The sequence below is a fragment of the Pseudovibrio sp. Ad26 genome (genome assembly GCF_001623285.1).
Lineage (GTDB): Bacteria > Pseudomonadota > Alphaproteobacteria > Rhizobiales > Stappiaceae > Pseudovibrio > Pseudovibrio ascidiaceicola.
In genome coordinates this window covers 295,295-319,808 of sequence record NZ_LMCE01000049.1, presented here as the reverse complement: position 1 = coordinate 319,808, position 24,514 = coordinate 295,295, and the positions used below count along the sequence as shown (strand labels likewise).

The window sequence follows — 24,514 nt, the reverse complement described above, 5'->3', positions numbered from 1 at the left end:
GCTGTCTGCCAGGCTATTTCTTCTTGCCGCCCTTAGGTTCCACATCATCGCCGAAGGCGTCTTTCTTCTTCTTTTTACTGAGTGCGGCTTTTGCTTTTTCAGACCGTGTTTTTGGATACTCATCTTCCATCTTCAAAGCAGCTGCTTTGATCTTCGGAATAAGCTTCCAGGCTTCCTCAATTTTCAACTCTCGATGCAACGCTCCGATGTCCACGATCAGGGCCTTAAAGGCCTCTCTATTGTTATAATACTGCGTCAGCGGAGCTCTTTCTTTCGCCAGCTTCTGCTTCTCTCTTGAACTACGGGCTGCTTTTTCTTTTTGGGTCAGATCCTTTTGTGCAGGCTCAAACTTGCTATCCAAGCCAACCATAATCTCACAGGCCTTGTAGACAATCTGCTCCATGTCCCAGATTGCCTTTTTATTGGCCTTGGCTAGTTTTTCTTCCTCACTCAAGTGCTCATCGGAATGTGCCTGACGCTCTTCTTCAGCAGCTCTCTCAGCTTCCGCAGCTGCCTGTCGTTGTTGCATAGCAGCCAGTTCGTCTTCGAAGGTTCCCTTTTTCTTCTTCCCCAAAGCGGCTTTCAATTTCTCGCTTCTGGATTTTGGGAATGCCTCTTCCATCTTCTGCACTGCAGCTTCAAGTGCTGGAATAATCTCACGAATTGGCTTGATATCCTGCTGGCCGATGTGTTTGGAAACATCCGCCATAAGCTTTTTCACATCAGCGCTGTTCACAACAAACGCGTTGCGCTGTGGTCGGGTTTTCAGGTTTTCTTCTTTGGCATTCAGGTCAGCCAGTGACTGGCTTGCCATATCGAGAATATGCTCAAATCCTTCAACCTCTTTTCGGGTCACAGCTGCTTGTTTGAGGCACTCATCAAGGCCGTCGAAATAGACCTCAACCTTCTCCAACTCTGCTTCACCCTTAGCATCTTCATCCTGATAGTAGAAATCAGAGGCCGTCAGGAGACACTCTTTCAGGTTCGTGATTGTGCCTTTGTAGAATTCCTTTTCACCCAGATCCTGGAACAGGCCAGTATTATCTTCATACTTGGTGATGCGAGGATTATAGGCTCTGATACGCTCCAGAAGGTCAGACTTCGCGTTGAGTTCACCCTCAATTGCATCAACACCTTTCAGCTGCTCCATCTGCTCTCTGGCAGCCTGGAAGATATTGTCCATAGCATCCAAATCCTGATCGATGGCGCGCAAGGCATTTTCGACCACTTTCGGGTTCATATTGCCAAGCTCGATGAGACCTACGTTGAATGTGTCAGACTGTGCTTGAGCATCCGCATGGGTATTAGCAAAATCTGTGTAGTGGCCTTCGACGTCAGGGTTTTCTCTGGCCCATTTTTCAACCTGCTTCAACTGGGCAAATCTGTCGCGCACGGCCTGCAGCAGTTCTTCTCTGCGGCCTGAGGCATCATTTTGCACGCCGCCTTCACCCGCATCCGGCATGCCAAGCAATGCGCGCATTTTGCCAAGCGCAACTTCAACACCTGCAAGCAGATTGTCAGCACCCTTCTTATCACGATTGGACAGAACAACCTGGTCCTGCGTGATCAGCGTAAAGGCCTCATTGTTTGCTTTATAAAACTCGGCAAATTCCTTGGGCTTCTTCTTCAGCTCTTCTTTGCGAGCTGCAATACTGGCAAAAACACTTTTCACATTCTTGAGGCGGAACTTCGTGTCCGCACCGACACGTTCAATTTCAGCTGCCGCAAAATCAAAGGCTTCCTGCATATCGGCAATCTTGCTATTGAACGCGTTCAACGCGCCAACGCTCACGGCCGTACTGTTATCAGCCATAGCCACATTGAGCGCTTCAAGGGCTTTGGCGGCGAGCGCACGGGCCTTATCAAAGGCTCCAAGGTCAACGCTCCAAGCCTCAATCTCAGGCCGACGCTTCACCAAGTCCTGCAGTTTCGCGGTCGCTTCTTTCGCTTTGATGTTAATGCCAGAAATATCGTTTTTGCGGATCTCCTGTACCTTGGTAAAAAGCTGCTGCATCTGCACCAACGCAAACTTGGCAGAGGAAACATACTGCTGAAGTTGCTCGCAATGCGCCTCTTTATCTTCTCTAGTCTCTTGAGAACAAGCCATTCCATCTTCTTGGGATGACAGAGCACCCTGATAGACTTCTTCGAAGTCCTTGCCATTGACGTCCTGACAAATCGGGCGCCAATTTGCATTGCTTGTGTTGATGGCAGTCTTCAGACTTTCCAGATCTCCCCTCAACCGTGCCAGACGGTTCTCAAGCACATCACCTGCTGTTTCCTTCTCAGCGGAGATAATTTCGTCTGTTTCAGCATCATTATGCCCTTGCGCGGTCAGACTGATTTTCTTCATGCGCATGTGCATGGTTCGGCTAGTCTCAATCAAACTATCAATCTTGGGCAAGGCTTTTTTGACATCTGAATCAAGCCAAAGATCCGTCGCCATTTTGTGACCGCCATCTGCTGCATTCTTTGCAATCTGATAGGCGTCTTCAAACTCACTCACAGACTTTTTGGACCAACCTGTCTTGTCTTGTTTGTGGTCTTCTTCGAGCTTCTGGTGCAGGGCGAAAATCGCATCCTGACGTTCTGCAAGGGCGATCTCTTCACCAAACACATCATCGAGGAACTCAACGTCCTCCATTGCATGCGCACCCTTTGAAACCAGCCCGAACTCCACCTCATCCGCAGTGGCTTTCTTCGCAGTTTTGGCGTTTTTAGGCTCTTCAAAACACTTAGGCATGTTGCCGATAGCAGCCTTCATCTGTTCGATAGCTGTCTTGGCATCCGCAATACGGTTTTCAGAGATGAGTAGCTTGGCTTCCTGCCCCAGCGTCTCCACCATGGTCTGATAGCTCAACAGGTCAGAGAGCTGTTCTTCATAGGGGATCTTATTACGCTGTTTATAATAGGTACCGGCTTCTTTAAGCAAATCAGAGACTTGCTGCACATAGCCATCCAGCCTGAGCGCAGTTGAAACACCACGATCAAGAGCATCACGCATGCCCTTTAAGCTAAGCTTTGCGTTGTCGAGGCAATCATTTGCAGCATCAATGTCTTCACCAACAGCCGCAAGTTCTGCTTCATTCAGATAGTCATCGGTTTTCTGCTCAAAATTCTCGAATATCTTGAGCTGTTCCTTGTCGATGATCAGATGGGCTTTTTCCGTAAGACTTCCGAACTCAACATAAGCCTGTGCCACCGCAATCTGAACGCCTTCAGCCGTATCAAGCGACACCTCAAGTGCCTCTGGCACTTCATCTCCGTAGGAGGAGTCAGTATCGGCCTCGGAAGGATCAATACTGCAGACTTTAAGCATGGCATTCGCCCATGCATCAACCTGACTGGACTGTTTTTGAGTACCAGCAGTTTCATTCGAACCGGAAGGGATATCGGAACCAGCCATAACGGACCTCTTGGCGCACTAAAATACCTAAGTGCGGGATATCACCTACGCCATGAGATAATGTTTCACTAATCTCCCTCTATCGAGCGAATGTTTATTAAAAAGGAGATGTCGCGGAAATTGAGGATATTCTGCTGAACATACAGCGGTGCAGATCGCTCGAGTAGGATGCATTACATTTGCACCGAGCCTCCCAAGTGAGACCATTCCTGCTCAAAGCACATTACTCCCAGGCCACATCAAGAAAGTCTGCAAGAGTTTGTCGAAGAGATCCCCGGAAAAAGCAGGGAATTACTTAAGAAAAATACCAGCGTCGCTGTATGCGTTCGCTGGTATTTTGGTATCCAAAACTAATTGAATTTGTGATTTTTGGCATCAGTCAAACGGGAGAAGGTACTCCCACTATCAAAATCAAACTGAACCTAACCACCGAATTTCAGAGCATTAACGGCCGTCAGCGCACTTTCAGAGATCCCAGCTATAGGATTGCCAGCAAACAGCTGCACTGTCGGTGCCCCACCCGTTCCAGTTTGAGCATCGTATAAGATCACAAACTTTTTGACGAACTTTTCAACTTCCTCTGGATCCTGAAACTTCTTAATGTCAAATTTCTCATTAATTACCGCGGCTTGGTTGTCAATGTCTGTGCCAACCATGGACTCAGACATACCTAATACAGTCCGAACAACCTGATACAATGCGGGCGATCCAAGAATCTCGTAGGCACTTCTGATATTACCACCTGTTCTTTGGAAGTTGAGAGCAAGCCTGACACCATCATTTTGCTCACCTTCTTCTTCTTCGAAACTAACTTGGATGTATTGTTCAACAATACCTTTAGCTCTTTCCGCCTCGCGCACTTCAAGATTATCTCGATATTTTGCGATTGTATCCTTCAGCTCTGCTGGTTTCTTCAACTCCTCAATATCGATGTTTTCATCAAACCAATCAATTCGCTCACTCTTCGGGCCATTAATGATATCTTCTGGGACATCAAACGCGACCGTTATAATTTCATACAAAGCGGGATCAGCCAGAATCTGTGTGGAGAAAAGTACATCCCTTGGCATTTTTAGCTGATAATATTTAGCCAATCGATCAACGTCATCAATCTCTTGCCCCGGAGTGTTGGACCAGAGCGCCATTCTCCGATCCAAAGCTTTGCTGTCCCAATCAAATTTTCCTTTGATCGTACCATCTTTGTTAAACGGGAACGCTTCTGCTAGATCTCGGAAGCGCCTATCTTTTAGAGTATTAGCGAGCGCACCGGGATCCTCTGTGCCTTCAACTAGAGCTTTCCGAACCATGCCCTTTGCATAGGACATGTCCTCCAAGCCCATTGTTTTCAACACAAAAGTATAAAGCCGATAGTCGTTGAGCAGATCATCAACTGTCTCAACCTTGCTGAAGTTTTCTTCATAATACTGAACTTCACGGGCAATTATTGGATCCTTAGCTGTTCGATCCTTTGCACCAGGCAAGTCCCGATTGAGCATTGAGAAACGAAGGTTAGTATCCATTGAATTGAACCCGATTACATAAAAACAGTTTGGGGTAGTTTGACTCGGTTGTCTTGTCTGAACCTGATGAACTTTGGCGCCGATCTTTTCTACGGACTGGTTTATTTAAGCCATTGTAATGATTGAACTTCAGGCAAAAATCTCGCACCATGTAAAGTTCGGTTCTGCCCGGTATCCAGCCTTTAAACTGGTTTTCTGGAGCGTCTTGAGGTGTTTAAGCAATTGCTGGAGAATCGCCTCACCTAACCCCGCACCCCTTCCCTCACAAAAAGCCCCCCGCCACTTTTGGCGAGGGTCGTGGGAGTTTTTCTGCCCGAGATGTGCCTCATGCCGGGTTGGTGGGGTGTTTGGTTTTGGCAGTTTGTTGTGGTCAGGCACCGCTGGGGGGCAGTGCCTGATGTTTTTGTTGGCGTATTCTTTTTCCGAAAATCGGAGGTGTTATCCGGTGTTTGGTTAGCTCACTTTTTCTATACGCGCGGGGAGAGCCTGGCGGGCGATGCTGCCGACGACGGGGTCGGCGAGCAGGGCCGGGCGTTTGCTGGTTGGGTCGGTGTAGCCCAGATCATTGCTGTTGGTGCCGAGGCCCCGCTCAGAATGGCCTTCCAAAATGACTTTTCCGATCTTATGGGTGCGCGCGCCCAGCTCGTGGTGACCGTAGCCGTGCTCAATACCGATGGCGCCCCGTGCAATGCCTTGGCGAACCAAAGCTTGCCCGCTGATGCGGTTGCTTGGGGAGATGACGGTGATCCAGTCTCCGGTTTTGATGGAAAGCAGGTCCGCATCCACCGTGTTTATAGCGATGGCGTTGGAGAGTTTGAGATCATCCAGATACGGATTGCCTCCGGTGCTGGAAGAGCGCAGCTGGGATTTGGTGCTGACAACGCGGAACGGCCACAGATCCGGCGGGAAGGCTTTGTCCACTTGAGTTCCGTCGGCAAAGCTTGGGGCCTGCCATGTTGGGCAGCCAACAAATTTCTCACCCGTCATGGAGTTGCGCGCGGTGCCAACAGTCTCGTTCCAGACCTGAGTACCTTTTTTGTAGGAACGTGCGAAGGTCTCTCCCTTGTAGGTTTTCGCCGCATCCTCATAGCGGCCACCTCTGTTGTAAACATACGCAACACGGCGCCATTCATCTGGCTTTAACGTGCTTTCCAAGTCCGCGCGGATACGATCCACACCGGTGATCGTCATGTCGGCGTCATCACTTTCCGGAACAGCTCCTCCGTCAAACGCCACGTTGGCACCGGCACGCATCCAGAAATCCTCAGAGCGGTGCAGCGGGTGCAGGTTGCCGTCTGCATCCGGGATGGCTTTGTCACCAAAGCCCGGCAGGTCCATGCGTTTGGCTACATCGATGAAGAAGTTGTCCATGTCCATGTGGCGTCCATCCAGTGTTTTGCCGGTCTGGCAATCCACCACCGGCCAGCGGGCCGTGGAGACCTTGGTGGGCACACCGCCCCATGCAGACGCCCAGCCCCATGCTTCGTAGAACACACGGTCCGGCACGATGTAATCGGCGAAACGAGAGGTCTCGTTGATAAATGGATCAATAGCGATGAACAGCGGCAAGCGTTTGGTGTCTTTGATCTTCTCTTTGACGTCGTTCTCCATGCCTGCAACACCGTAGACCGGGTTGGAGGACCATGTGATCACGGCTTTGGCTTTATAAGGATAGCCTTCCAGCACGGAAGTGAGCCATTGCGCACCCATGGGCTGGGTGAAAGAATGCCAAGGCGCCTGTGCCGGATACGGGTTCTTGCCATCCGCAACCAGCCGCTTGAACTCGCTGGTTTTCTCATAGGCGAAGCCACCGCGGCCTGCATCCACTCCTTTCACCTTCACCTTGCCGGGGAAGGCAAGCAGGTTATAGCGTGGGCCTTTCTGCACATCCTTGAAGCGACCGCCACCAGCTGTGGTGCCGCCTTTGGCGTTGAGGTTGCCAACCAGTGCGTTGAGCATGACGATGGCGTAGGCGGTGTAAAAGCCTGCTGCATGCATAGTGCCGCCGTGGCAGTCTGCCGCCGCTTGTTTGCCAACGCTGGTGAAATCGCGCGCCAGAGAGATGATGCGTTCTTCCGGTACACCACAATCTGCAGAGTATTCAGCAAGCGTTTTGCGCAGTGCCTCCCGGCGCAGCAAGCTCAGGCTGGTGGCTACAGGCACAGTAGAACCATCCAGAAGTCTCACGGTTCCCTGGTGGAACAGTGTGGCAGGGCGGCCCTTTGCAGGAGAAAGCTCTCCGGTTTGCGCATCAAGGCACATAGGTGCTTTTTGAGCATCTTCTTCCAGGTCAGCTGTTACCATTCCTTGCCGCAGGAATGAGCCGCCTTTTGGATGCTCTGGATCATCAATGACCAGATGCGTTGCATTGGACCAACTGGCCTCCCCTGCCGTCTGAGCTGCTGCGCCGGACGGTTGAGCCAGGAACTTGGCGTCATATCGTTCGTTTTCCATGATCCAGCGGATCATGCCCATCACCAGCGCCCCATCGGTGCCCGGCCTGATAGGAACCCATGTGTTGTCCTTGCCAAACGCATGGTTTTGGGAGTTGGTGAGAACAGGATCCACCACCGCATATTTAACCCCATCACGTCCACGGGCAGCACCCATCAGCGTGCCTTGCAGCTTGTAGGGGTTGCCTGCATTGCCGGGGGCCGTGCCGATGAACAGCATGTACTTGGCATGGCGATAGTCCGGCTTCAGGTGTGGCTGTTTCTTCAGGTTGTCCAACATGGCCGCATAGCCAGCCCGCATGGACAGGCCGCAGTAGGAGCGGTGCCCCACAAAGTTGCGGGTGCCGTAAGCCATTTTAGCAAAGCGGGCTGCCATCATCAGGCGACCGTTTTTGAAGACCGGGATCACCACAAGCTGGTTGGCTTTTGGGCCGTATTCTGGATTTTCCGGATCAAGCGGTGTCTTTAGATCGCGGATGGCACGTAGACCTTCTACAGGGCCTTCACCAAACAGGTCGCCGCCCTCAACGGTCTCCTCAATCAGCTGGTCCCAGGAAATTTCCTTCCACTGACCGCTGCCGCGTTCGCCCACGCGCTTCATCGGCTTGAGAATGCGTTCCTTGCTGTTTTGCTTGGCAATGGCTGCATTGCCGCGACCGCAAGCGGTGGAGCGTCCGGCGAGGCCTTGCTCACCATAGGCAGACAGGCCGGTGATCGCGTCTTTGATGGGCGTGTCATATGGAATATGCGGATTGGTTGAGAGTGGGCTGTAGGGGTTGCCGGTTGCGCGCAGAATGTCGCCAGAGGCTTTGTCCACCCGCACGCGGATACCGCAAACACTGGTACAGCCCATGCACATTGTGTAGCCGACCCGCTGATCTGGATTGAGGATCACCTCTCCTGTTGCTGGATCAACCTTATACTCTGGCGGTAAAGCGCCCCCTGCAATGCCTCTGGCTTGCGCGGTACCCATTACACCTTGGTAGAAATTTTTGCCCGTTTCAGCAAAGCCCCAGAAGGCAGCGCCAGCTGCGCCAAGAGCGGTTGCACCTTGAAGAACCCCACGGCGAGAAATAGTCATAACTGGCTCTCCTTAGGCTTGAGTTTGCTTGCTGGCACGCACGGCCAGAAGGTTGATGAGAAGCGTCACGAAGATAAGACTGAGGATCAGCAGGCCAGCAGACCCGGCAAGCGTGCGCAGAGCATCCTGAGACAGGGCGGCCTCATGGCCGTAAAATGCAGTCTCGGTTTTGGACATGAGCTGCGCGCCGTTGAAGGTGGACCAGCGGAAGGCCAATGCACCAAATACAGCTAGTGCTCCACTCACACCGCGCAGCACCAAAGAGGCCTTTGCACTCACGGCCAGAACAACCGGCACGACGACACCCGCAATGATGAACCCACCGAACAAGCCAACAGGTGCATAGTCTGCTGCCAGAGTTGAGAGGTTGGTGTCGGTCAGCATCCAAAGGCCAAACACGACCAGAGTGGCTGCACCTGTGACCACCAGCATGTAACGGCCTTCACCCTTTTCGCCATTCAGGCTGTCAATGATCATGGTGGCACCAGCACCGCTCATCAACGCTGTCAAAATGAGCACAACAGGGAAGCCAAGCGTGTTCCACACAGGGCGTGCAGCAACCACGCTCATTTCACCAGCGGTGTACCCTAAAATGCAGAGGGCCAAAGCGCCGACAATCATGGTCAGCATGCGCTCGCCACCGCACATGGGCGCGTTGCCACGACGACCTGTCATGAACGCCAACAGAAGTGTGGAGACAATAAACAGCGGCAGGAACCAGCTGCCCCACCACATGATGGAGCCAGGTGCTGAGCCGAGGTAGAAGTGCATAAAACGTGCAGGCTGGTGCAGGTCGGCCAGCAGTGGTAAACCAGAGGCAAGCGCAAAACTGGCGGCGACAATTAGTGCGCCTTTGGCTTCTGCAATGCGCACAAGACGAGCATAGGCCAGCAGCAAGGCAGCGCCTGCCCCTGTTCCCACCAGCAGGAAGTAAGCGACCGCCCAAGGCCGCCAAACGACTTCATGGTCAAAAGACATCAGATCGACAGCAGGCATAACTCACACCTCCCCATGTGCAGGCGTTTCAAGACCTTGGCGCAGATCACGCGCACCGCCACCAACCGCAACTGTTGAGGCGAGCCTGTCATCCAGCCCGATGTAATAGACGTTTGGTCCTGTCTTGAATTCCGGGCGCAGGCCCTTGGTTTCATGCTGCGCCATCAGCTTGCGGATTTCGCTTTCCGGATCGTTGAGGTCGCCAAACACGCGGGCATTGCCAACGCAGGTTTCAACGCAAGCAGGCAGCAAGCCAACAGAGGTGCGATGCACACAAAACGTGCACTTATCCGCAACGCCGGTTTTGTGGTTGATGAAGCGCGCTTCATAAGGGCAGGCCTGCACACAGTAGCCACAGGCCACGCATTGCTCAGCATCCACCACCACAGCACCCTCATCGGTTTTGAAGGTGGCGTTGACTGGACACACCGGAATGCACGGTGGCTCATCGCAGTGGTTACACAAGCGCGGCAGCACGGCCTGACTGGGGCCATTTGGTCCATTCAGCTCGTACACTGGCACAGCGGTGCGGTGCTGGCCTGCGGGCACGTCGTTTTCAATGGTGCACGCCACGGTGCAGGCCTGACAGCCGATGCATTTGCGCAGATCCACCAGCATGCCCCAGCGCTTGGGCTTTGCCTGTGCGCTTGCAGATGCATGCGTCGCCACTGCAGCTGTTGAGCCTGCCATGGCCAGTTTGAGGAACTCACGTCTTGAATTCATGTCTCCCCCCGGAGTGTCACGGTTTGGGTTGTTCCCAAGCTACCGGGAGGCCAGCAACAAAAATATTGGGGAGGTTATCTGCGGGCTTAGGGGAGTTCCCCTAGATGGGTGGGGCAACACCAGAGACCAAGCCCTTAGTCATCACAGATGCGCGTCTCATTCGTCCATAGGAGAGCAGTCATAAGCATGCTGCACAAACAAATGATCGTGGTGAATAAAGGAAAACAAACATGCCCGCTATCAATCTTACCGCCGCCTGGCAGGCCGTGCCATCAGGCGTCTGGCAACCTCAACATCAGGTCGCTGGTGTTTGGAGAGACATCGATCGCGAAACATCAATTGCCTCAATACCGTTGGTGCGATCCGCACCGGGAGCTGGTGACCGCCCGATTTCTGGTCGTTTTACTGTGCCAGTTCATTCCACCTATCAGGCGCGCGTCTCTCCGCTCTCGCCCAACCCTGTCCGCCTAAACTCTGTTTAACCGTTTAGAGGAGCGAAGCTGTATTTTTTAATGCAGCTTCTCTTCAAGCAAATTGCATCATGAGGCAGTCACTCTTATACAGATCAGAAGATTTTTCAGAATGTTCTTTTCTCCAAGGGTTCCTCATTTGAGCATATTGATTATTGCCGTTTCTGGCATGCTTGCCGGGGTATTGTCCGGCATTGTTGGCACGGGGTCATCCATCATCCTGCTGCCTATTCTGGTGGCTGTGTTTGGCACCAAAGCGGCCATTCCCATCATGGCGATTGCCGCACTCATCGCCAATTGCGGGCGCGTGATTGTGTGGTGGAGTGAGATCAACTGGCGCGCGGTGTTCTTTTACGCGCTGCCGAGCATTCCCATGGCTGCTCTGGGTGCGAACCTGTTGATTGCCATACCGGAATCCGTTGGCAGCACCATCCTTGGCCTGTTCTTTCTGGTGCTCATTCCTGTGCGCTATCTGCTGCGCTCCAAAAACATCGGCTCCAAGCCAATCCACCTTGTGTTTGGCGGAACGCTCATCGGGTTCATCACCGGACTGGTCGCCTCTTCCGGCCCACTGAGCCTTGCCGTGTTTTCCTCTTTCGGCCTCCTCAAAAGCGCGTTGATCGCAACAGAAGCGGCGGCCTCCCTGTTCGTGTTCGGCTCCAAGGCCGCGGCCTTCAGCTATCTCAATGTCATGAGCACGGACATCCTCATTGGCGGGGCACTGGTAGGCGGGTCGATCACCCTTGGCACCTATGCAGCCAAAGCGATCCTGAACAAGCTCAGCTCAAAGCATCATGATAGGATGATTGATCTGGTTCTGGCAGGCTCCGGCATCTCCATGATTTTGCCTTGAATATTGCAGGTCGCACCCTACAATCGGCACACTTACAGATTTAGTCTTTCTGCTCTTTCAGCCTCTGAATTCCATTGAGATATCGCGATGCTTCCTGCTGACTATATTGACCTTTACTGCGAGCGAACCGCACCGGGGTTCTGGAATGAACCGTTGAATGCGCTCAGCAATTTCAGCTTTGTTTTGGCTGCTCTGATCGCGCTTTATCTGGTGCGCAAACGGGGCAACCCGAGCATTGCAGAGCTGGTGCTGATCGCGCTTGCAGCGGCCATTGGTGTTGGCTCATTCCTGTTTCATACATTTGCGAACACTTGGTCAGAGCTGGCGGACGTTGTCCCGATCTGGAGTTTTGTAGCCTTTTACATCGTCACGGTGATCTATCGTGCGACCGGCGAAAACCTGTTCCGCACCTTGCGTGCCAGTGCCATTGCAGTGGGCATCACAGCCGCTATTTTCTGGTTCAGTTCGGATGCTGTACTGACTGATATTGATGCTGGTCCTGACCCGTTCAACGGCTCTCTGCAATACCTGCCAGCTATGGTCGCTCTGCTCATCGCAACCCTGTTGATGCACCTGCGCAAGCACCCGGCCCGGGCCTATATCACGCTCGCCACGGCAACCTTTGCAGTCTCTTTGATGTTCCGAACCGTGGACATGGCCCTCTGCTTTTCCGTCGCTTTCGGCACCCACTTCATGTGGCACCTGCTCAACGGCCTGATGATCGGCTTCCTCCTTGCAGCGCTGGTTCTCAAGATGCCGCCACAAGGAAAGGCTCAATGATCCGGTTGCATGACTACATTGCGAACTGGGAGAGTTCACCACTCGCAGGACTTGGGCACACACCGTGGGCGATGACGACGAACGCTGCAAGCATCATTCAGGGCATGATCTCTCGCCTTGATAGCTCGTACCGCATCACCAACAGCATCGCTATTCACGAAAGCGCCGTGGTGGAAGATGGGGCGACACTGAAAGACGCGGTGATCATCGGACCAAACGCCTTTGTGTCCTCCCGCAGTTATTTGCGCGGAGGCGTGTTTCTGGATGAAGGCTGCGCGGTTGGCCCGTTTTGTGAGGTGAAGTCCAGCTTCATGCTCAAAGGCTCCAAACTCGCCCATCTCGGGTTTCTGGGAGATTCCATTTTAGGCAAAAACGTCAATCTGGAAGCTGGCGTTGTTGTCGCCAATCACCGCAATGAATGGGCTGGGAAAGAGATTACGCTCCTTCAGGATGGAAAAGAAATCCCGACAGGCGTGACAAAATTTGGCTCCCTGATCGGTGACAACAGCAAGGTCGGTGCAAACTCAGTCCTCGCACCCGGCACCCTGCTGAAACCAGATAGTGTCATCCCCCGCTTGTCTTCAGTCGATCAGCAGGCGAAGCAGCTCGTACCTGCGATGCTATAAGCTTGTCTCTGGCATTAAACTTTGCGCCTGACGCAATCACATTCAGAATTCTTTCCGCACACTCCTCTGCACTCAACATCGAAGTGTCCTGCTCCAGATCATAAATCCCCGGCTTGTGAACCTCTTCCTGCCAGCGAAGGACGGGTAACGGGATTTCGCCTTCCTCATTGGCCGTGAGATAATTCCCATCACTACCAGCTCGGCGCTGCATAATCTCTGCCAGTGGGCAAAAGACGCCGACAATCATCACGTCCAGCCCTTCCAGCTCCTTCAGATACTGGGCCCAGTTGCCATCAATGTTGGCATAGCTGTTGTGGTGGCCAAGATCAGCAATGACATCAAAGCCCAACTGCGCATGGGCTGCGATGCTTTTGTAAAGCGCCTGATAGGAGCGGGAGACAAAGTCCTCCAGGTCAGGCCTCTCTCCTCCGGGGCGCAGGCCTATTCCCGGTCTCATCCTCTCAGGTGTAACGTGCTTGACAACAACATCAACGCCGAGGTTCATCCAAGGCGTGCTGGCAAGCTGTTGAAGGGCAGCAACAATTGAGCTTTTGCCAGATCTTGGTGCTCCGTTAAGCACCACAATACGCCCTGTTGTCATCCGCCAGTCCTCCCCGCTGCAATCAGCATAACAGATCTGCAAAGAGGTGACGCGGAAACCGAGGGCCTGCCCCAACACGCCCTCGGCAATAGGGCTGTTGCAAGCCCTCCCCTGCGTCCTTTTACTTGCTGCGCAGGCTCATGCGGCCCATGACATCGTGGCCGTCCCAATACTTGTGCTTGAGAACAGCAGCCACGTGAACGGCAACCAGCGCCAGCAAGGACCATGCAAGCAGCTCATGCGCCGTTGCCGTGGTGTCTTCCAGATTGATGCCAGCAAGGGTTTCCATGGTTAGGAAGATTTTTGGCATTGCAATGGTGAACCACTTTACCCCGTGGCCGCCAAAATCAACCTCGGCCCATGCCACCAGCATGGTGACGAGCGGCAGAAGATACAGGCCCAGGTGACCAAGATGGGAGCCGATTTTTTCCCATGAAGTCAGCCCCGCAGGCAAAGCGGGTGGTGTGTTGAGCAGGCGGATAACCACGCGCAGCAGCAAGAGGCCCAGAAGGGTCACACCCATAGAAATGTGGAGGTCAAACAGGCTTTCTTCCAGTGGAGTATCTTCCAGAGAGTCCAGCTTCATGATGTATCCGGTCACCCACATGGAAAGAAAGCCAAGGGCCATCAGCCAGTGAAGCATCCGGGCGGAGCGCACATATTGTTGATCAGTCATAGTTTCTGCCAGTTCTTCTTATGGCAGCAACTTGTTGTTTGCAGTTTGCTTCAGACGCGTCTTAAACGCCGCCTGGTTGCCGCCTCGTAACCCCGGCACCTCACCACGCGATCCTGAAGTTAACCTGAAACTGTGAGTAAAGTTTGTATCGCAAACCCAGCTTCAGCCCTCTTCCACTCCGCAACACCTGCCAGAGCCGGTGGCGCGGTCGGCGCTTTGGGTGAGTTGGTAGACATCGACGAGGGTTTGCACTTCCAGTTTGCTGAGCACATTGTGGCGATGGATTTCTACGGTTTTGACGCTGAGGCCTAACGCATTGGCAATGCTTTTGTTTTGCAGGCCTTGCGCCAGATAACCCATCACCTCGCGTTCGCGATTAGTCAGGCGGTCTACCTTCACTTTGGCTTGCGCTGTCAGGCAGCACTGGCTGGCGCGGTTTCGGGTCTCCGTAATCAAGTCCTGCAGTTTGTCGAGCAGGCTTTGCTCGTCAAACGGTTTCTCCAACACATCAACGGCTCCAAGGCTCATGGCACGTACACCATCACGCAAGTTGGCAAAGGCGGATATGACAATCACCGGCAAGTGCTGGCCGGAAGCACGCAGCTTCTCCAGCAGCCCAAGACCACTGGTGCCGGGAATGCGCATGTCGGTGATGATAACACCGACGCAAGGACGTAGGTCAGAGTTCAGGAAGTCATCGGCGCGCTCAAAATCGACGGCCTTCAACCCGACGGACTCCACCAGACACACCAGTGCTTCCCGCATGGCATCATCGTCATCAATGATGATGATGACAGGTTCGGCCTCAGGTCCGTAAAGCGGTTTAACGGGTTGCTGTGTCATGGTTTTCCTCTGTTTGCGAGCGGCTCAGTAGCAGTCTCACTGTTGCGCATGTACCTGCTTCTGGCATCGGTTTCAGGGTCAAATCCCCTTCGTGGCTGTCAACAATGCTCAGCGCAGTCGCCAGTCCCAACCCCAGACTGCCTTTGCTGGAATAGAACGGCTCAAACACCTTCTCCTCCAGCTCTTTTGGAATGCCAGCACCTTGATCGCACACCCTCAGTTCGCAGGTTTCTGCTGTATGGTCCAGCTGAATGGAGATCACTCCATCCTCAAGGCCAGCTTCCACCGTGGCATCAAGCGCGTTTTGCAGCAGAACCACCATAACCTGCCGCAGCTGCACATCATCACAACAAACGAACACAGGCTCTTGCGGTGGGTCCCATTGCAGTTGACAGGCATGCTTGGCGGCAAAGGTGCGCATGAGCATCACGGTTTCATCCACCAGATCGCGCAGGTCAACACGCCGCCGCGCTTCTGGCTGTTTGTTAAGAAAGCTACGCATGGAGTTGATGAAGTCAGAAGCCCGATTGGCTTGCTCTGAGATGCGGGTGAGTTGCTTCTGCAGTGTTTCCTCATCCGCCGTGCCACGGTCCAACCGCTGCCGCAAGCTATGGGCGAAGGTGGAGATGGCGCCAAGCGGTTGCTTGAGATCATGCGCCAGACTGCCAGCAAGGATGTTCATGGAAGACACACGCCCGGCATGGGCCAGCTCACTCTCCAGCATCAGGTTGCGTTGCAGAGCGTTGGCCAGCTTGCCACTGGCTGTTTCCAGCTGCCGTGAGCGGCGGCGGACCAGAAACTCCACATGCCCGACATGCAGCAAAAAGGCTCCACTGAGCAGGATGATCACGCCAAGCAGAAAGTAGTTCCGCTCCACCCAGTCTTTCAGGATTTGCCGAAGGTCTTTGTTGTAGGGGTAGAGCGCCAGATCGCGGTAAACCCGCTCAACCGCAGCATAAGAAACAGGTGCAATCCAGTTGGCGTGGCCGAGCCATTCATCCGTGCAGGCACCGTCCGGCATGGATAGCAGGGCCTGCGTAATGCGTGTTGCCAGCTGAGGAGAGACGCCGGGCACCTTCAAAAACGCCCAACCCGGATAAAGCTCCGTGGTTCTGGCACAGGCAAACTCCGGGTCATACTGCTGACCCAACACACGGATTTGCGTTTTATCCAGCTTGCCAGCCGCACTCATGCTCTCCAAAAGGCAAGCGCGGACAATGCCGATCTGCACATCCCCATTGACCACCGCCTCCACCACTGTTTGCTGCGGAAAGCCCAGAGGTTTAACGCGCAAGTCAGGCTCAGTGCCAAGGCTTTGCTGCAGGCTGTGTTTGGCTGCGAGATATCCGCCGAAAGCTTCTGTAGAGACCACGCCCGCGCTCGCGCCTTTCAGCTCAGTCAACCCACCAATGCCGCTATCAGCTCGCGTGAAAATAACCGACCCGAGATCCTGCATCTCGCTTTTGTTAACGTGAGAGCGTGCGCTGGCAATGCGGCTGACGCCCGCAATCCGTTCCAGCTGAAACGAGTGACCCGGATTGGTGATGATGAAATCCAGTTGGTCTGCCTGCTCAGCAATTTGTTGAAGCGTCAGAGGCAGATAGGAGAACTCCACATCCGGCAGTTCACGTTGCAGATGCTCAATGGTCGGCGCCCATGTACGCTGAGTTTCCAAGCTGCCACGATAGGAAAGGATGCCGACGCGCACCATTTCAGATTGCGCGAACACCGGGCTTGCCGCCAGCTGGTTTGCAACCAACACAGCAAGAAAAAGGGCAACACAAACAATGCGCTGAAGAAAGCCTCGCATGCAGCAATTCCTAGGCTCAACGTATATTAGATAATCCGAAACAAACAGTGATCCCACTCGATTGCAATAGGTATTTCACCTAGGGCGACGAAGCGTGGCAGCCCAGGCCTCTTCTGCATTTACTTGGAGCGTGCCCTGTAGTTTACTCAGGGGAATGAACCATTCACCTCTACTGATTTTGAACGCTCTGCCATTGACTGCAATTTATTGGGATCAGGATACCATATGATCGGCTATATCACTTTGGGTACCAACGATTTAGACCGCGCTTGCGCGTTTTACGACGCCATTTTGGGGAAGATGGGCGCAACACGGGTCTTTGAAAACAACCGGCTTTATGCCTGGAGCTTTGGCGAGGGCAAACCGCTCATCGTCCTCAACACCCCGTATGACGGTCAGGACGCGTCCATTGGCAATGGCACCATGGTGGCTTTGCGGGTGGAAGACCGCGAAACCGTCGAGACGCTGCATACACTTGCTCTACAACTGGGCGGCAAAGATGAAGGCCCTCCCGGCCCGCGTGGTGAGGCGTTTTATGGGGCTTATTGCCGTGATCTGGATGGCAACAAGCTCAACTTCCACTGCTAACGCCCTTCAGATGTATCACATAGCACAAAGGACTTGGCGAACCTGCGTATACGTGGCACTTGAATAATTAATCAGAGATTTCAAGTGCTCATACGGAAGGCCGCCAATGTTACGTTCTCTTCTTCTCGCTGCGACTTTCACAGTTTCGCTGCTGTCCCCTTTTGGTGCGCAGGCTGATGAAGCAGAGGACGCCTTTGTGGAAGCAAACATCCTGTCGATCTTCTACCACGAGGTTGGCCATGCGGTGATTGACCAGATGCAGGTGCCGATCTTCGGGCAGGAGGAAGACGCGGCAGACGTGCTCTCCGTGCTGATGATTGATTGGCTCTACGAGGAAGAGGCCGCACTGGAGCTCGCAGTCAACAGCGCGTTTGGCTATATCAACGATCCCGATGGGGAGGAAGAGGTGGCGTGGTGGGATCTGCATGGGCCAGATCAGCAACGCTACTACAACCACGTCTGCCTGTTTTATGGTGCAGACCCGGATAACCGTGCAGGGCTGGCCGAAGATCTGGACCTACCGGAAGACCGGGCGGAGATGTGCCCTGTAGAATACGAGCAAGCGGCCAGCAGTTGGGGCGCTGTGTTTGATGAGATGACGCCAGACTCCGGTGTCGCAATGACTTTTCATGCCGGGACTGGCGCGGACGCCGAGGTCATCAATCAAGTACTTTCTGAGGAAGTTAAAAGCCTAAAAGACGACATGTCTCTGCCCAACGAGGTCATCGTAAAGGTGGAAAGCTGTGGTGAGCCGAACGCGTTTTACGATCCTGAGGAGGTCTCCATCTCCTTCTGCACCGAGTTCATCCCGCATCTGAGATCCCTCTATCAGTCCAATCTGCAGAACTGATGTGCTTGTGTACTGGGGGTCATAACTTGAGCCCCAGTTTGCTGATCCAACTGTGGCGCATATCTCGAAGAGTCCATTTCAGCTCATCACTCGGGATGAAATACCCGCTGATGCCAGAGGAAAACAGCAGGTCATACGTGCGCTCGGTAGATTTGTGCAGCGCCTGCTCAACCTCATCAGCAGAGCCCTCCGGCTTAATGGGGATCATCATGCAGATGGTGTCGGGCTCTTGCTCAATCACCTCAACGCGTACGCCTGCATCAAACTCATAACCCGTTGTTTCGCCAAGTGTTCCTTTCGGATCTGCAATCAGTCGCTGGCGATACGCAGGATCGTTGATCATCCGTCGGTAGTCTTGCTCCGCAAAGTCGCTGTTATCGCGGTCTGTCATGCTTCCCTCTTCCCTTTCGCGATGGAAGAGCGGATGCCGAGCAGCTTGACCTTGTTATAAACCGAGGCAACCCAGACAAACATATCTCCGCTGGACCACAAATCCATCTGGTTGAGATCCAATGTTGTATCAAGTGCACCCTCTTGTTTGGCAGGTGGAATAGTCAGATAAAGCGTGTCTTTGCGCTGCTGGATGATCCGGACTTTAACGCTGGGATCAACCTTCACTCCCAGCTCTTTAAGCGCAGCAGCTGCATCGCGCTGCGCCAGTTTCGCGAATGCCGGATCCTCCCACATGCGCTGGGTCAACAACAACTCAAAGTCTCTTTCCATTGCTGCTCTTCCTGTTTGACTGCATAAGATCAGAAAGAGCCTAAAGGCAGGACCTTAAGTCTTCGTGGTAACAAGTTTTGCATCTGAGAGGATGACTTCAATTACTGCTTTTGCTTCTCTTTGTTCCTCAGCGATATTGTCTTTTCTGGCGTAGTAGAGCGTGCGAACTGCCTTCCAGAGAGCCCAGCCTATGGCGCGATCCCAGGTATTTTGGTCGATATTGACCGCGGTTTTGAAAATCTCGCGATTGACGCCGGAAAAGAACTTCCAGGTTATAACTAAGTCGCAGGCGGGATCGCCAACCGTGCATAAGCCGAAATCAATAACGGCACTGAGGCGGCCATCCCGTGTGAGGATATTCCCGTTTGAGAGGTCTCCCTGCACCCAAACTGCAGGCTTCGTCCATTTGGTTTGGAGGGCTCTCTCCCAAATCATCAGTGCGGCATCAGCATCGATCAGGTCAGTCACGCCCGAGAGGCAGAAGCGTGTCTCCTCATCATAGACGCTGAGGTTACCGCCACGGTGGCAGTTGTGATCTCCAGCTTCCGGCGCCCCTGTGGTATCGGCAGCCCAGAGCGCATGCAGGAAGGCCGCGAGATTTCTCGCAAACTCGTTCATATCACGGACAGAATGAGCAGAGGCTGTCTCACCCTCGATCCAGCGATAGATTGACCACGGATATGGGTAATCTGCATTCGGTTTGCCAAGAGCAACAGGCTCAGGAACCGCGACAGGCAGATGTTTTACCAGTTTCGGCAGCCAGTTAAACTCCTTTTCGACCTGCGGAACATAACCCGCTGCAGACGGCAAACGCACCTTCAGCTCGTTGCCAAGGCGGAAGGTGTTGTTGTCCCAGCCGTCCTGCTCAACACGTCTGACAGACAGGTCGCTCCACTCGGGGAACTGCTCATCAAGCATCTTGCGCACCACTTCGGGCGCTATCATCAAACGGCCATCACTCATTGAAACTCGCAATCACTTATCAAAATCAGCACTAAAAAAGGCGCGGTCGGGACCGCACCTTAACCTAAGCAAAAATGAGTGAGCTTGCGAAGGGGAAGCCTCAAAACTGAGGCAATCCCTCGAGAACTGTCGCCTTAAAGCGACACTAGGCAACAAACATCAGGTAGAGACCGAACAACGCTGTGATAGCGCCGAGGGCTCGCAGGAACATGCGTCCGCTGTTCCATTCTGTCAGGGAGCCAAGGCCGAGCCCAGCAAGACCCAACGCAAACGTGGAAACGGAGAAGCCAAGAGCGTAAATCAGCAGGCTGCTTGCACTCGCCTCATTTGCGTGTGCAGCACCGTGAAAGACGGCAAACACGCCAACAACCAGCGCACCCACGACAACCGGAACTTTGAGCGCAAACGCGACCAGCAAGCCAATCAGGATGACAGAGGCGAGGATGCCTGTCTCAACATACGGCACAACAACGCCCATGTAGCGTGCCCAGAACGCCATGAACATGACCAGCGTGAACACCAGCGGCCAGACCAAACGCTTTTTAAGAAGCACCAGCGCAGCCCAGACACCGACACCAACCATCGTGAGGATATGGTCCAGCCCACCAAGGGGATGCCACAGACCGTGGAGAAAATCCGCTTTGGCTTGCGCAGTTGAAAAGGCAGCGGCGTGTGCAGGCAGAGCAATCAACATCAATACTGCCAGAAGACCCGTTAAACCGGCAGTCTCTCTCAATTTCATAAGTACAATTTCCAATATTGAGCGCGCAATGCCACGCGCAGTCTACGTCGTCAGGTGTGGAGCAAGGTGCCTCCACAAGGTGACGCCAAACTGACTTGTTTTCTGAAGACTGGCAATCAAACCGCGTTCTTTTGGGAAAAACACGCCGGATTGCCTGTAGAAAACATCATGGGAAATGTAAAGAGAGGAGGATGCAGTAAAAAAGGGAACCTGTGAGGTCCCCTTTATGAGTTGGGTTTAGTGGGTCATCAGCACCGGGATCTTCATCTCGTGCAGCACCCGGCGTGTCGCCCCGCCAAACAGGTACTGCGCTAAGCGGCTGTGTCCGTATCCGCCCATAACCAGCATGTCGGCATTGAGGCGTTCTACCGTGCTCAACAGCGCTTCTGAGACGGAGCCGGAGACGTTGCTCATCACTTCCAGATGAATGTTCACGCCATGGCGCTCAAAGTAATTGCGGATGTCTGTCAGCTCAGAGTGCTTCGGCTCATCATGCGGCGTGATCATCACCACGGAAACAGTGTCTGCATTTTGCAGCATGGACATGGAGGCATGCGCTGCGTTGGATGCAGGACCAGAGCCATCCCAAGCCACGGCTATATTTCTGGGCGCAAACGCTTTTTCATATGCATGCGGCACAATAAGTGTCGCGACACCGGTGTCAAACACCATCGCTTCAATCATGGCAGCACGCATCGGTTCCGGCTTGGTAGGATCGTCCTGTCGTATCACGGTAACATCACTCAAACGCCCCAGATGCATCAGCTCGTCAAACGTGCCGCCAAGGGTGATGTCTGTGACGCGCGTTTCACCATCTATGCCCGCACCATCGAAGTGTTTTGCAAATCCTTCCAATGACTTATTGAGTGTCGCGACGGACTGCTCCTGCAAGCGCTGTTCATAATCTGGCGGCATTGGTCCAGCGGTGCACAGGTAGTAGGAGGTCTCGTAGTTGGGCACGACGCCAATCAGATAGGCATCTGTCAGCTTGGAGAGTTCAACTGCAACGCGGGATGCAACCTGATCACCGGACGTGTCGGTAAGGGTGACGACTGTTTTGATAGACATATCTGAACCTCCAATTGACTCAAATCATGAAGCGCAGAACGCGAAAAGCACCCACCTGTAGGTCGAGTTGCCAAGAATACCCTTCCCGCCTCATAGAGTGATAGTTGGCCCCAAACAGCCGCAAGTAAATTGGGTGCTATACTTAGCCGCCTACGAAATATTATAACCCTACGTATGCGAAATAACCTTAAGTCAACCTATGATAGACATAGAGACGCGGAGCAACTGTCTGATTTTTACATTTTGAATATTTAAAGGCAAACAGCACAAAACTGCCTTATTGTGCAGTCTGTCTGGCGGAGTTCAACGGAATTGGCATAAATTGAAATGTATCCAACTCATTGGATTTGCGTTTCTTTTTCTAAAGCCGAGCATCTGTGTTGAGGGCATTTTTGAATAATCTATAGTTTCAAAATGAGCTCGGACGAACCAGTTAAACCGGACATTCCAATTCCCGAACTCGAAAGTCTTTTTGATACGAGCATTCGTGTGTTTTTGGAAAAGGGGATTAAAGCTGCCACGATGAAAGACGTGTCGGAGGCGGTGGGCGTTTCTCTTGACACTCTGGAAGGCAGATTTACATCAAAACAGGGCCTGGTCGTCGCAGCACTCAGTTGGTACTACCTCAAATATAGCCAGCAAATGCAATCGATTATGGCTCTGCATTCTGATATCTACTCCGCCATGCAAGCAGCCTTCATGGAGTTTACCGAGCTGTGCTGCGATGAGATCAAAGCAGAGAAAGGCCTCTTCTGGCTGACGCTTATCGATCTTGGTTACGTGGATAAAGAGCTCTGGGAGCAGTTTCAGGGGCTGCAGTTCAATTGGGAAGATCAGATCCGCGACAAGCTCGTTCAATGCCAGAATGAGCTCAAAGACCCGGGCGAGATCGAGCTGCTAACCGGGTACTTTATGCTCATTTTTGAAGGGCTCTACGAGATGGTAAAGTTCGGCATGCCCGAGGAGAAGATCTTCAAATTAATCGAAGTTTCCCTGGAAGCGTTGGGGAGTAGAATGAAGACAGGTGGGCGGTAAAAGCCGGTACTTGCCGGCGTTTTGCGGGTAGCCCAATGGAGGCGCCATAGACGCCCCCATTTCAGTGCACAGTGAGGAGTTCTTTATTTTGCAGTAGCACTGAGGGCGTTGCCCAGGGCGAACACGGATGCGAACAGCAGGACAATATCTTTCAAAAGGAACTGCCCAGGAATAACGGAGATCGCCAGCACGCCAGTGTCCGGAATGAACACGCCCGGCGTGGAAAAGAAGAAGCTGAAGGTCAACAGAAACGTGCCGATGGCACCAAGCGCACCGAAGACCGCAAATTTAGGCGCGAAGAAGCGGGTGGTGAGTAACGCCGCGATGGTCAGCTCTGTAAGTCCGATGAGTTTGGACACAGCTCCTTCGGACAGGAATGAGTAAAGCCATCCAAGAAAGGGAGAATTCTCGACCAGTCCGCGAATTGCTCCGGCCTCATAAGCCGTAAACTTCATGCCACCAAACCAAAGGAACACGAGAATAAGGGCGGCGAAGATTCCGTTTTTCGCGATATCGGAGAACAAAGCACCCAGGGCGGCGTTGTCATCTGATTGAGTGGCAGGCGCGTGAGTAAGATCAGTCATTTCAACCTCCTGTGTTGAATTTGGTAGTGTGTTGCGGCGGGTCTTGCCAGCCTGTGCACTTAGGTATATGTATTACGGACCGATGTGTCCATAATGAATTACGGACTGATCGGTAACATTGTTGTGAGCGGGAATTAATGTGATGGCGAGACCTCGGGAATTTGACCCCAAAACTGCGTTGGACAGAATACAGAGAGCTTTTTGGGAAAAAGGCTATCACGGCACCTCCATGCAGGACCTGGAGAGGATAACCGAGCTGAAGAAGCAGTCGCTCTACCGGGAATTTGGCAATAAAGACGCCATGTACGCGCGGGCGCTGAAGCTCTACCACGAGCGAGATATCACCCATCTGGCACAGGTGATCTGCAAGGCCCCGGACGCAAAACAGCGATTTGTGGATCTGTTTGCAGCAGTGCTGGAGCCAGTGCGCAACGGCGACCGCAGCGGTTGCTTCCTGTGCAACTCCGCCATTGAGCACGCCCATGATGATCAGCAGATCCAGCTCAACGCGCAGGAAGGTATCCAGAGCACGCAAGACCTGTTCAACACTGCCCTCGCCGTCTCCGAGCCCTACAAGAGTGATGATGCCTTGCGAAAGCAGGAGGCCAATCTGTTGGCAGCAGGTTACTTCGGCCTGCGGGTCATGGTGCGCGGCGGCACGCCTCTGACAGAGCTGGAAGAGACAGTCACTGTTCTGGTCAGCACCATTTAGGCAGACCGGGTTTGCTTAGCAGGCGCAGTGATGTAGGCGGCGCCTCACTTTATAATTTCAGGATACTTTAAATGGCTGGTTATGTTCTTCACCACTACAATATTATCGACAGGTCACGCATTGAGGAACTTGGCCCCAGATCCCTTCCCATTATCGAAAAATATGGCGGCGAGTTGATTGTCGCAAGCCCAATGAAAACCCTTGCGGGGTCAACATCCTACACGAATATGGTGATGTACAGATTCGAGAGTTTTGAGGCTGCTGTGACCTTCTACAATTCAGAAGAAATGATCGAGCTTAGAAAGTTCAGCAGCCAGGTCATCGAGGGATTTGCGACTGTGGTTCCAGGTCATTCAGAAACAGAAAGCGTTGTGAAGTCAGGTTATTTCACGAGATGACCTCATATCGCAG

General features: G+C 53.1%; 24 protein-coding genes. 9 read left to right on the top strand and 15 right to left on the bottom strand.

What is annotated here, in order from left to right:
* Positions 1–13 precede the first annotated feature (13 nt).
* The 5 genes from PsAD26_RS10495 to dsrO form a co-directional block, all read right to left on the bottom strand.
* Positions 14–3,406 carry a hypothetical protein gene (locus PsAD26_RS10495; RefSeq protein ID WP_063310344.1) on the bottom strand — a complete coding sequence of 1,131 codons (3,393 nt, stop codon included), beginning with the start codon at positions 3,404–3,406 and terminating at the stop codon, positions 14–16.
* A gap of 422 nt (positions 3,407–3,828) precedes the next feature.
* Entirely contained in the window at positions 3,829–4,926 is a 1,098-nt protein-coding gene (locus tag PsAD26_RS10490; protein WP_063310343.1) for a DUF1217 domain-containing protein, read from the bottom strand.
* A gap of 453 nt (positions 4,927–5,379) precedes the next feature.
* Entirely contained in the window at positions 5,380–8,460 is a 3,081-nt protein-coding gene (locus PsAD26_RS10480; RefSeq protein WP_063310341.1) for a molybdopterin-dependent oxidoreductase, read from the bottom strand.
* 12 nt (positions 8,461–8,472) lie between these two features.
* The gene (gene nrfD / locus PsAD26_RS10475; RefSeq protein ID WP_063310340.1) at positions 8,473–9,456 is read right to left on the bottom strand and encodes an NrfD/PsrC family molybdoenzyme membrane anchor subunit; all 984 of its coding nucleotides are present in this window, start codon (positions 9,454–9,456) and stop codon (positions 8,473–8,475) included.
* A 3-nt stretch (positions 9,457–9,459) separates the two neighbouring features.
* Positions 9,460–10,179, bottom strand: coding sequence for a sulfate reduction electron transfer complex DsrMKJOP subunit DsrO (dsrO, locus tag PsAD26_RS10470; protein WP_063310339.1), 720 nt, complete (start codon positions 10,177–10,179; stop codon positions 9,460–9,462).
* Between the two features lie 230 nt (positions 10,180–10,409).
* On the opposite strand from dsrO, the gene PsAD26_RS10465 reads away from it, so the two are divergent.
* The 4 genes from PsAD26_RS10465 (at position 10,410) to PsAD26_RS10450 (ending at position 12,908) form a co-directional block, all read left to right on the top strand.
* Complete coding sequence (locus PsAD26_RS10465; RefSeq protein WP_063292918.1) at positions 10,410–10,661, top strand: hypothetical protein; 252 nt, start codon at positions 10,410–10,412, stop codon at positions 10,659–10,661.
* Positions 10,662–10,788: 127 nt separating this feature from the next.
* Positions 10,789–11,502 carry a sulfite exporter TauE/SafE family protein gene (locus PsAD26_RS10460; RefSeq protein WP_193758279.1) on the top strand — a complete coding sequence of 238 codons (714 nt, stop codon included), beginning with the start codon at positions 10,789–10,791 and terminating at the stop codon, positions 11,500–11,502.
* 87 nt (positions 11,503–11,589) lie between these two features.
* On the top strand, positions 11,590–12,282 hold the full coding sequence (locus PsAD26_RS10455) for a ceramidase domain-containing protein (RefSeq protein WP_063310337.1): 693 nt from the start codon (positions 11,590–11,592) through the stop codon (positions 12,280–12,282).
* A complete protein-coding gene (locus PsAD26_RS10450; RefSeq protein ID WP_063310336.1) occupies positions 12,279–12,908 on the top strand; it encodes a DapH/DapD/GlmU-related protein in 630 nt (209 codons plus the stop codon). The genes PsAD26_RS10455 and PsAD26_RS10450 overlap by 4 nt, the downstream gene beginning before the upstream one ends.
* On the opposite strand, the gene PsAD26_RS10445 is transcribed toward PsAD26_RS10450, so the two are convergent.
* The 4 genes from PsAD26_RS10445 to PsAD26_RS10430 all read right to left on the bottom strand — a co-directional run bounded on the left by PsAD26_RS10445 (position 12,847) and on the right by PsAD26_RS10430 (position 16,838).
* A complete protein-coding gene (locus PsAD26_RS10445; protein WP_063310335.1) occupies positions 12,847–13,509 on the bottom strand; it encodes a phosphotransferase in 663 nt (220 codons plus the stop codon). The two genes, PsAD26_RS10450 and PsAD26_RS10445, sit on opposite strands and share 62 nt — an antisense overlap.
* Before the next feature lie 121 nt (positions 13,510–13,630).
* Positions 13,631–14,185, bottom strand: coding sequence for a cytochrome b/b6 domain-containing protein (locus tag PsAD26_RS10440; RefSeq protein ID WP_063310334.1), 555 nt, complete (start codon positions 14,183–14,185; stop codon positions 13,631–13,633).
* A gap of 162 nt (positions 14,186–14,347) precedes the next feature.
* Entirely contained in the window at positions 14,348–15,028 is a 681-nt protein-coding gene (locus PsAD26_RS10435) for a response regulator (protein WP_063310333.1), read from the bottom strand.
* Positions 15,009–16,838 carry a sensor histidine kinase gene (locus PsAD26_RS10430; RefSeq protein WP_063310332.1) on the bottom strand — a complete coding sequence of 610 codons (1,830 nt, stop codon included), beginning with the start codon at positions 16,836–16,838 and terminating at the stop codon, positions 15,009–15,011. The genes PsAD26_RS10435 and PsAD26_RS10430 overlap by 20 nt, the downstream gene beginning before the upstream one ends.
* Before the next feature lie 225 nt (positions 16,839–17,063).
* On the opposite strand from PsAD26_RS10430, the gene PsAD26_RS10425 reads away from it, so the two are divergent.
* Positions 17,064–17,426, top strand: a complete 363-nt coding sequence (locus PsAD26_RS10425) for a VOC family protein (RefSeq protein WP_063302175.1) — start codon at positions 17,064–17,066, stop codon at positions 17,424–17,426.
* A 106-nt stretch (positions 17,427–17,532) separates the two neighbouring features.
* On the top strand, positions 17,533–18,276 hold the full coding sequence (locus PsAD26_RS10420) for a DUF4344 domain-containing metallopeptidase (RefSeq protein WP_063310331.1): 744 nt from the start codon (positions 17,533–17,535) through the stop codon (positions 18,274–18,276).
* 19 nt (positions 18,277–18,295) lie between these two features.
* Here PsAD26_RS10420 and PsAD26_RS10415 read toward each other — a convergent pair whose 3' ends face one another.
* The 5 genes from PsAD26_RS10415 to PsAD26_RS10395 all read right to left on the bottom strand — a co-directional run bounded on the left by PsAD26_RS10415 (position 18,296) and on the right by PsAD26_RS10395 (position 21,772).
* Positions 18,296–18,667 carry a nitrile hydratase subunit alpha gene (locus tag PsAD26_RS10415; RefSeq protein WP_063310330.1) on the bottom strand — a complete coding sequence of 124 codons (372 nt, stop codon included), beginning with the start codon at positions 18,665–18,667 and terminating at the stop codon, positions 18,296–18,298.
* On the bottom strand, positions 18,664–18,999 hold the full coding sequence (locus PsAD26_RS10410) for a hypothetical protein (protein ID WP_063302172.1): 336 nt from the start codon (positions 18,997–18,999) through the stop codon (positions 18,664–18,666). Before PsAD26_RS10410 ends, PsAD26_RS10415 begins: the two co-directional genes overlap by 4 nt.
* Positions 19,000–19,053: 54 nt before the next feature.
* Positions 19,054–19,962, bottom strand: a complete 909-nt coding sequence (locus tag PsAD26_RS10405) for an aminoglycoside phosphotransferase family protein (protein WP_063310329.1) — start codon at positions 19,960–19,962, stop codon at positions 19,054–19,056.
* 145 nt (positions 19,963–20,107) lie between these two features.
* The gene (locus PsAD26_RS10400) at positions 20,108–20,704 is read right to left on the bottom strand and encodes a HupE/UreJ family protein (protein WP_063296109.1); all 597 of its coding nucleotides are present in this window, start codon (positions 20,702–20,704) and stop codon (positions 20,108–20,110) included.
* A gap of 237 nt (positions 20,705–20,941) precedes the next feature.
* On the bottom strand, positions 20,942–21,772 hold the full coding sequence (locus tag PsAD26_RS10395) for a universal stress protein (RefSeq protein ID WP_063310328.1): 831 nt from the start codon (positions 21,770–21,772) through the stop codon (positions 20,942–20,944).
* Positions 21,773–22,186: 414 nt separating this feature from the next.
* Between PsAD26_RS10395 and PsAD26_RS10390 the strand changes: the two genes are divergently transcribed.
* Positions 22,187–22,807, top strand: a complete 621-nt coding sequence (locus PsAD26_RS10390; protein WP_063310327.1) for a TetR/AcrR family transcriptional regulator — start codon at positions 22,187–22,189, stop codon at positions 22,805–22,807.
* 83 nt (positions 22,808–22,890) lie between these two features.
* Here the strand turns inward: PsAD26_RS10390 and PsAD26_RS10385 are convergent, their stop codons facing one another.
* Positions 22,891–23,391, bottom strand: a complete 501-nt coding sequence (locus PsAD26_RS10385; RefSeq protein ID WP_063287922.1) for a DUF417 family protein — start codon at positions 23,389–23,391, stop codon at positions 22,891–22,893.
* Positions 23,392–23,533: 142 nt separating this feature from the next.
* Here PsAD26_RS10385 and PsAD26_RS10380 point away from each other — a divergent pair, with 142 nt between their 5' ends.
* Positions 23,534–24,103, top strand: a complete 570-nt coding sequence (locus PsAD26_RS10380; protein ID WP_208985620.1) for a TetR/AcrR family transcriptional regulator — start codon at positions 23,534–23,536, stop codon at positions 24,101–24,103.
* Positions 24,104–24,174: 71 nt separating this feature from the next.
* On the top strand, positions 24,175–24,501 hold the full coding sequence (locus PsAD26_RS10375) for a DUF1330 domain-containing protein (RefSeq protein ID WP_063310325.1): 327 nt from the start codon (positions 24,175–24,177) through the stop codon (positions 24,499–24,501).
* The last annotated feature ends 13 nt before the right edge of the window (positions 24,502–24,514 follow it).

Coding starts and splice junctions, on each gene's coding strand:
- PsAD26_RS10490 (WP_063310343.1), bottom strand. CDS start 4,926: ATGGATACTAACCTTCGTTTCTCAATGCTCAATCGGGACTTGCCTGGT.
- PsAD26_RS10400 (WP_063296109.1), bottom strand. CDS start 20,704: ATGAAATTGAGAGAGACTGCCGGTTTAACGGGTCTTCTGGCAGTATTG.
- PsAD26_RS10410 (WP_063302172.1), bottom strand. CDS start 18,999: ATGGAAAGAGACTTTGAGTTGTTGTTGACCCAGCGCATGTGGGAGGAT.
- PsAD26_RS10495 (WP_063310344.1), bottom strand. CDS start 3,406: ATGGCTGGTTCCGATATCCCTTCCGGTTCGAATGAAACTGCTGGTACT.
- PsAD26_RS10440 (WP_063310334.1), bottom strand. CDS start 14,185: ATGACTGATCAACAATATGTGCGCTCCGCCCGGATGCTTCACTGGCTG.
- PsAD26_RS10390 (WP_063310327.1), top strand. CDS start 22,187: ATGAGCTCGGACGAACCAGTTAAACCGGACATTCCAATTCCCGAACTC.
- PsAD26_RS10445 (WP_063310335.1), bottom strand. CDS start 13,509: ATGACAACAGGGCGTATTGTGGTGCTTAACGGAGCACCAAGATCTGGC.
- PsAD26_RS10455 (WP_063310337.1), top strand. CDS start 11,590: ATGCTTCCTGCTGACTATATTGACCTTTACTGCGAGCGAACCGCACCG.
- PsAD26_RS10405 (WP_063310329.1), bottom strand. CDS start 19,962: ATGAGTGATGGCCGTTTGATGATAGCGCCCGAAGTGGTGCGCAAGATG.
- PsAD26_RS10395 (WP_063310328.1), bottom strand. CDS start 21,772: ATGTCTATCAAAACAGTCGTCACCCTTACCGACACGTCCGGTGATCAG.
- PsAD26_RS10450 (WP_063310336.1), top strand. CDS start 12,279: ATGATCCGGTTGCATGACTACATTGCGAACTGGGAGAGTTCACCACTC.
- nrfD (WP_063310340.1), bottom strand. CDS start 9,456: ATGCCTGCTGTCGATCTGATGTCTTTTGACCATGAAGTCGTTTGGCGG.
- PsAD26_RS10385 (WP_063287922.1), bottom strand. CDS start 23,391: ATGACTGATCTTACTCACGCGCCTGCCACTCAATCAGATGACAACGCC.
- PsAD26_RS10425 (WP_063302175.1), top strand. CDS start 17,064: ATGATCGGCTATATCACTTTGGGTACCAACGATTTAGACCGCGCTTGC.
- PsAD26_RS10465 (WP_063292918.1), top strand. CDS start 10,410: ATGCCCGCTATCAATCTTACCGCCGCCTGGCAGGCCGTGCCATCAGGC.
- PsAD26_RS10375 (WP_063310325.1), top strand. CDS start 24,175: ATGGCTGGTTATGTTCTTCACCACTACAATATTATCGACAGGTCACGC.
- PsAD26_RS10435 (WP_063310333.1), bottom strand. CDS start 15,028: ATGACACAGCAACCCGTTAAACCGCTTTACGGACCTGAGGCCGAACCT.
- dsrO (WP_063310339.1), bottom strand. CDS start 10,179: ATGAATTCAAGACGTGAGTTCCTCAAACTGGCCATGGCAGGCTCAACA.
- PsAD26_RS10480 (WP_063310341.1), bottom strand. CDS start 8,460: ATGACTATTTCTCGCCGTGGGGTTCTTCAAGGTGCAACCGCTCTTGGC.
- PsAD26_RS10420 (WP_063310331.1), top strand. CDS start 17,533: ATGTTACGTTCTCTTCTTCTCGCTGCGACTTTCACAGTTTCGCTGCTG.
- PsAD26_RS10430 (WP_063310332.1), bottom strand. CDS start 16,838: ATGCGAGGCTTTCTTCAGCGCATTGTTTGTGTTGCCCTTTTTCTTGCT.
- PsAD26_RS10415 (WP_063310330.1), bottom strand. CDS start 18,667: ATGACAGACCGCGATAACAGCGACTTTGCGGAGCAAGACTACCGACGG.
- PsAD26_RS10380 (WP_208985620.1), top strand. CDS start 23,534: ATGGCGAGACCTCGGGAATTTGACCCCAAAACTGCGTTGGACAGAATA.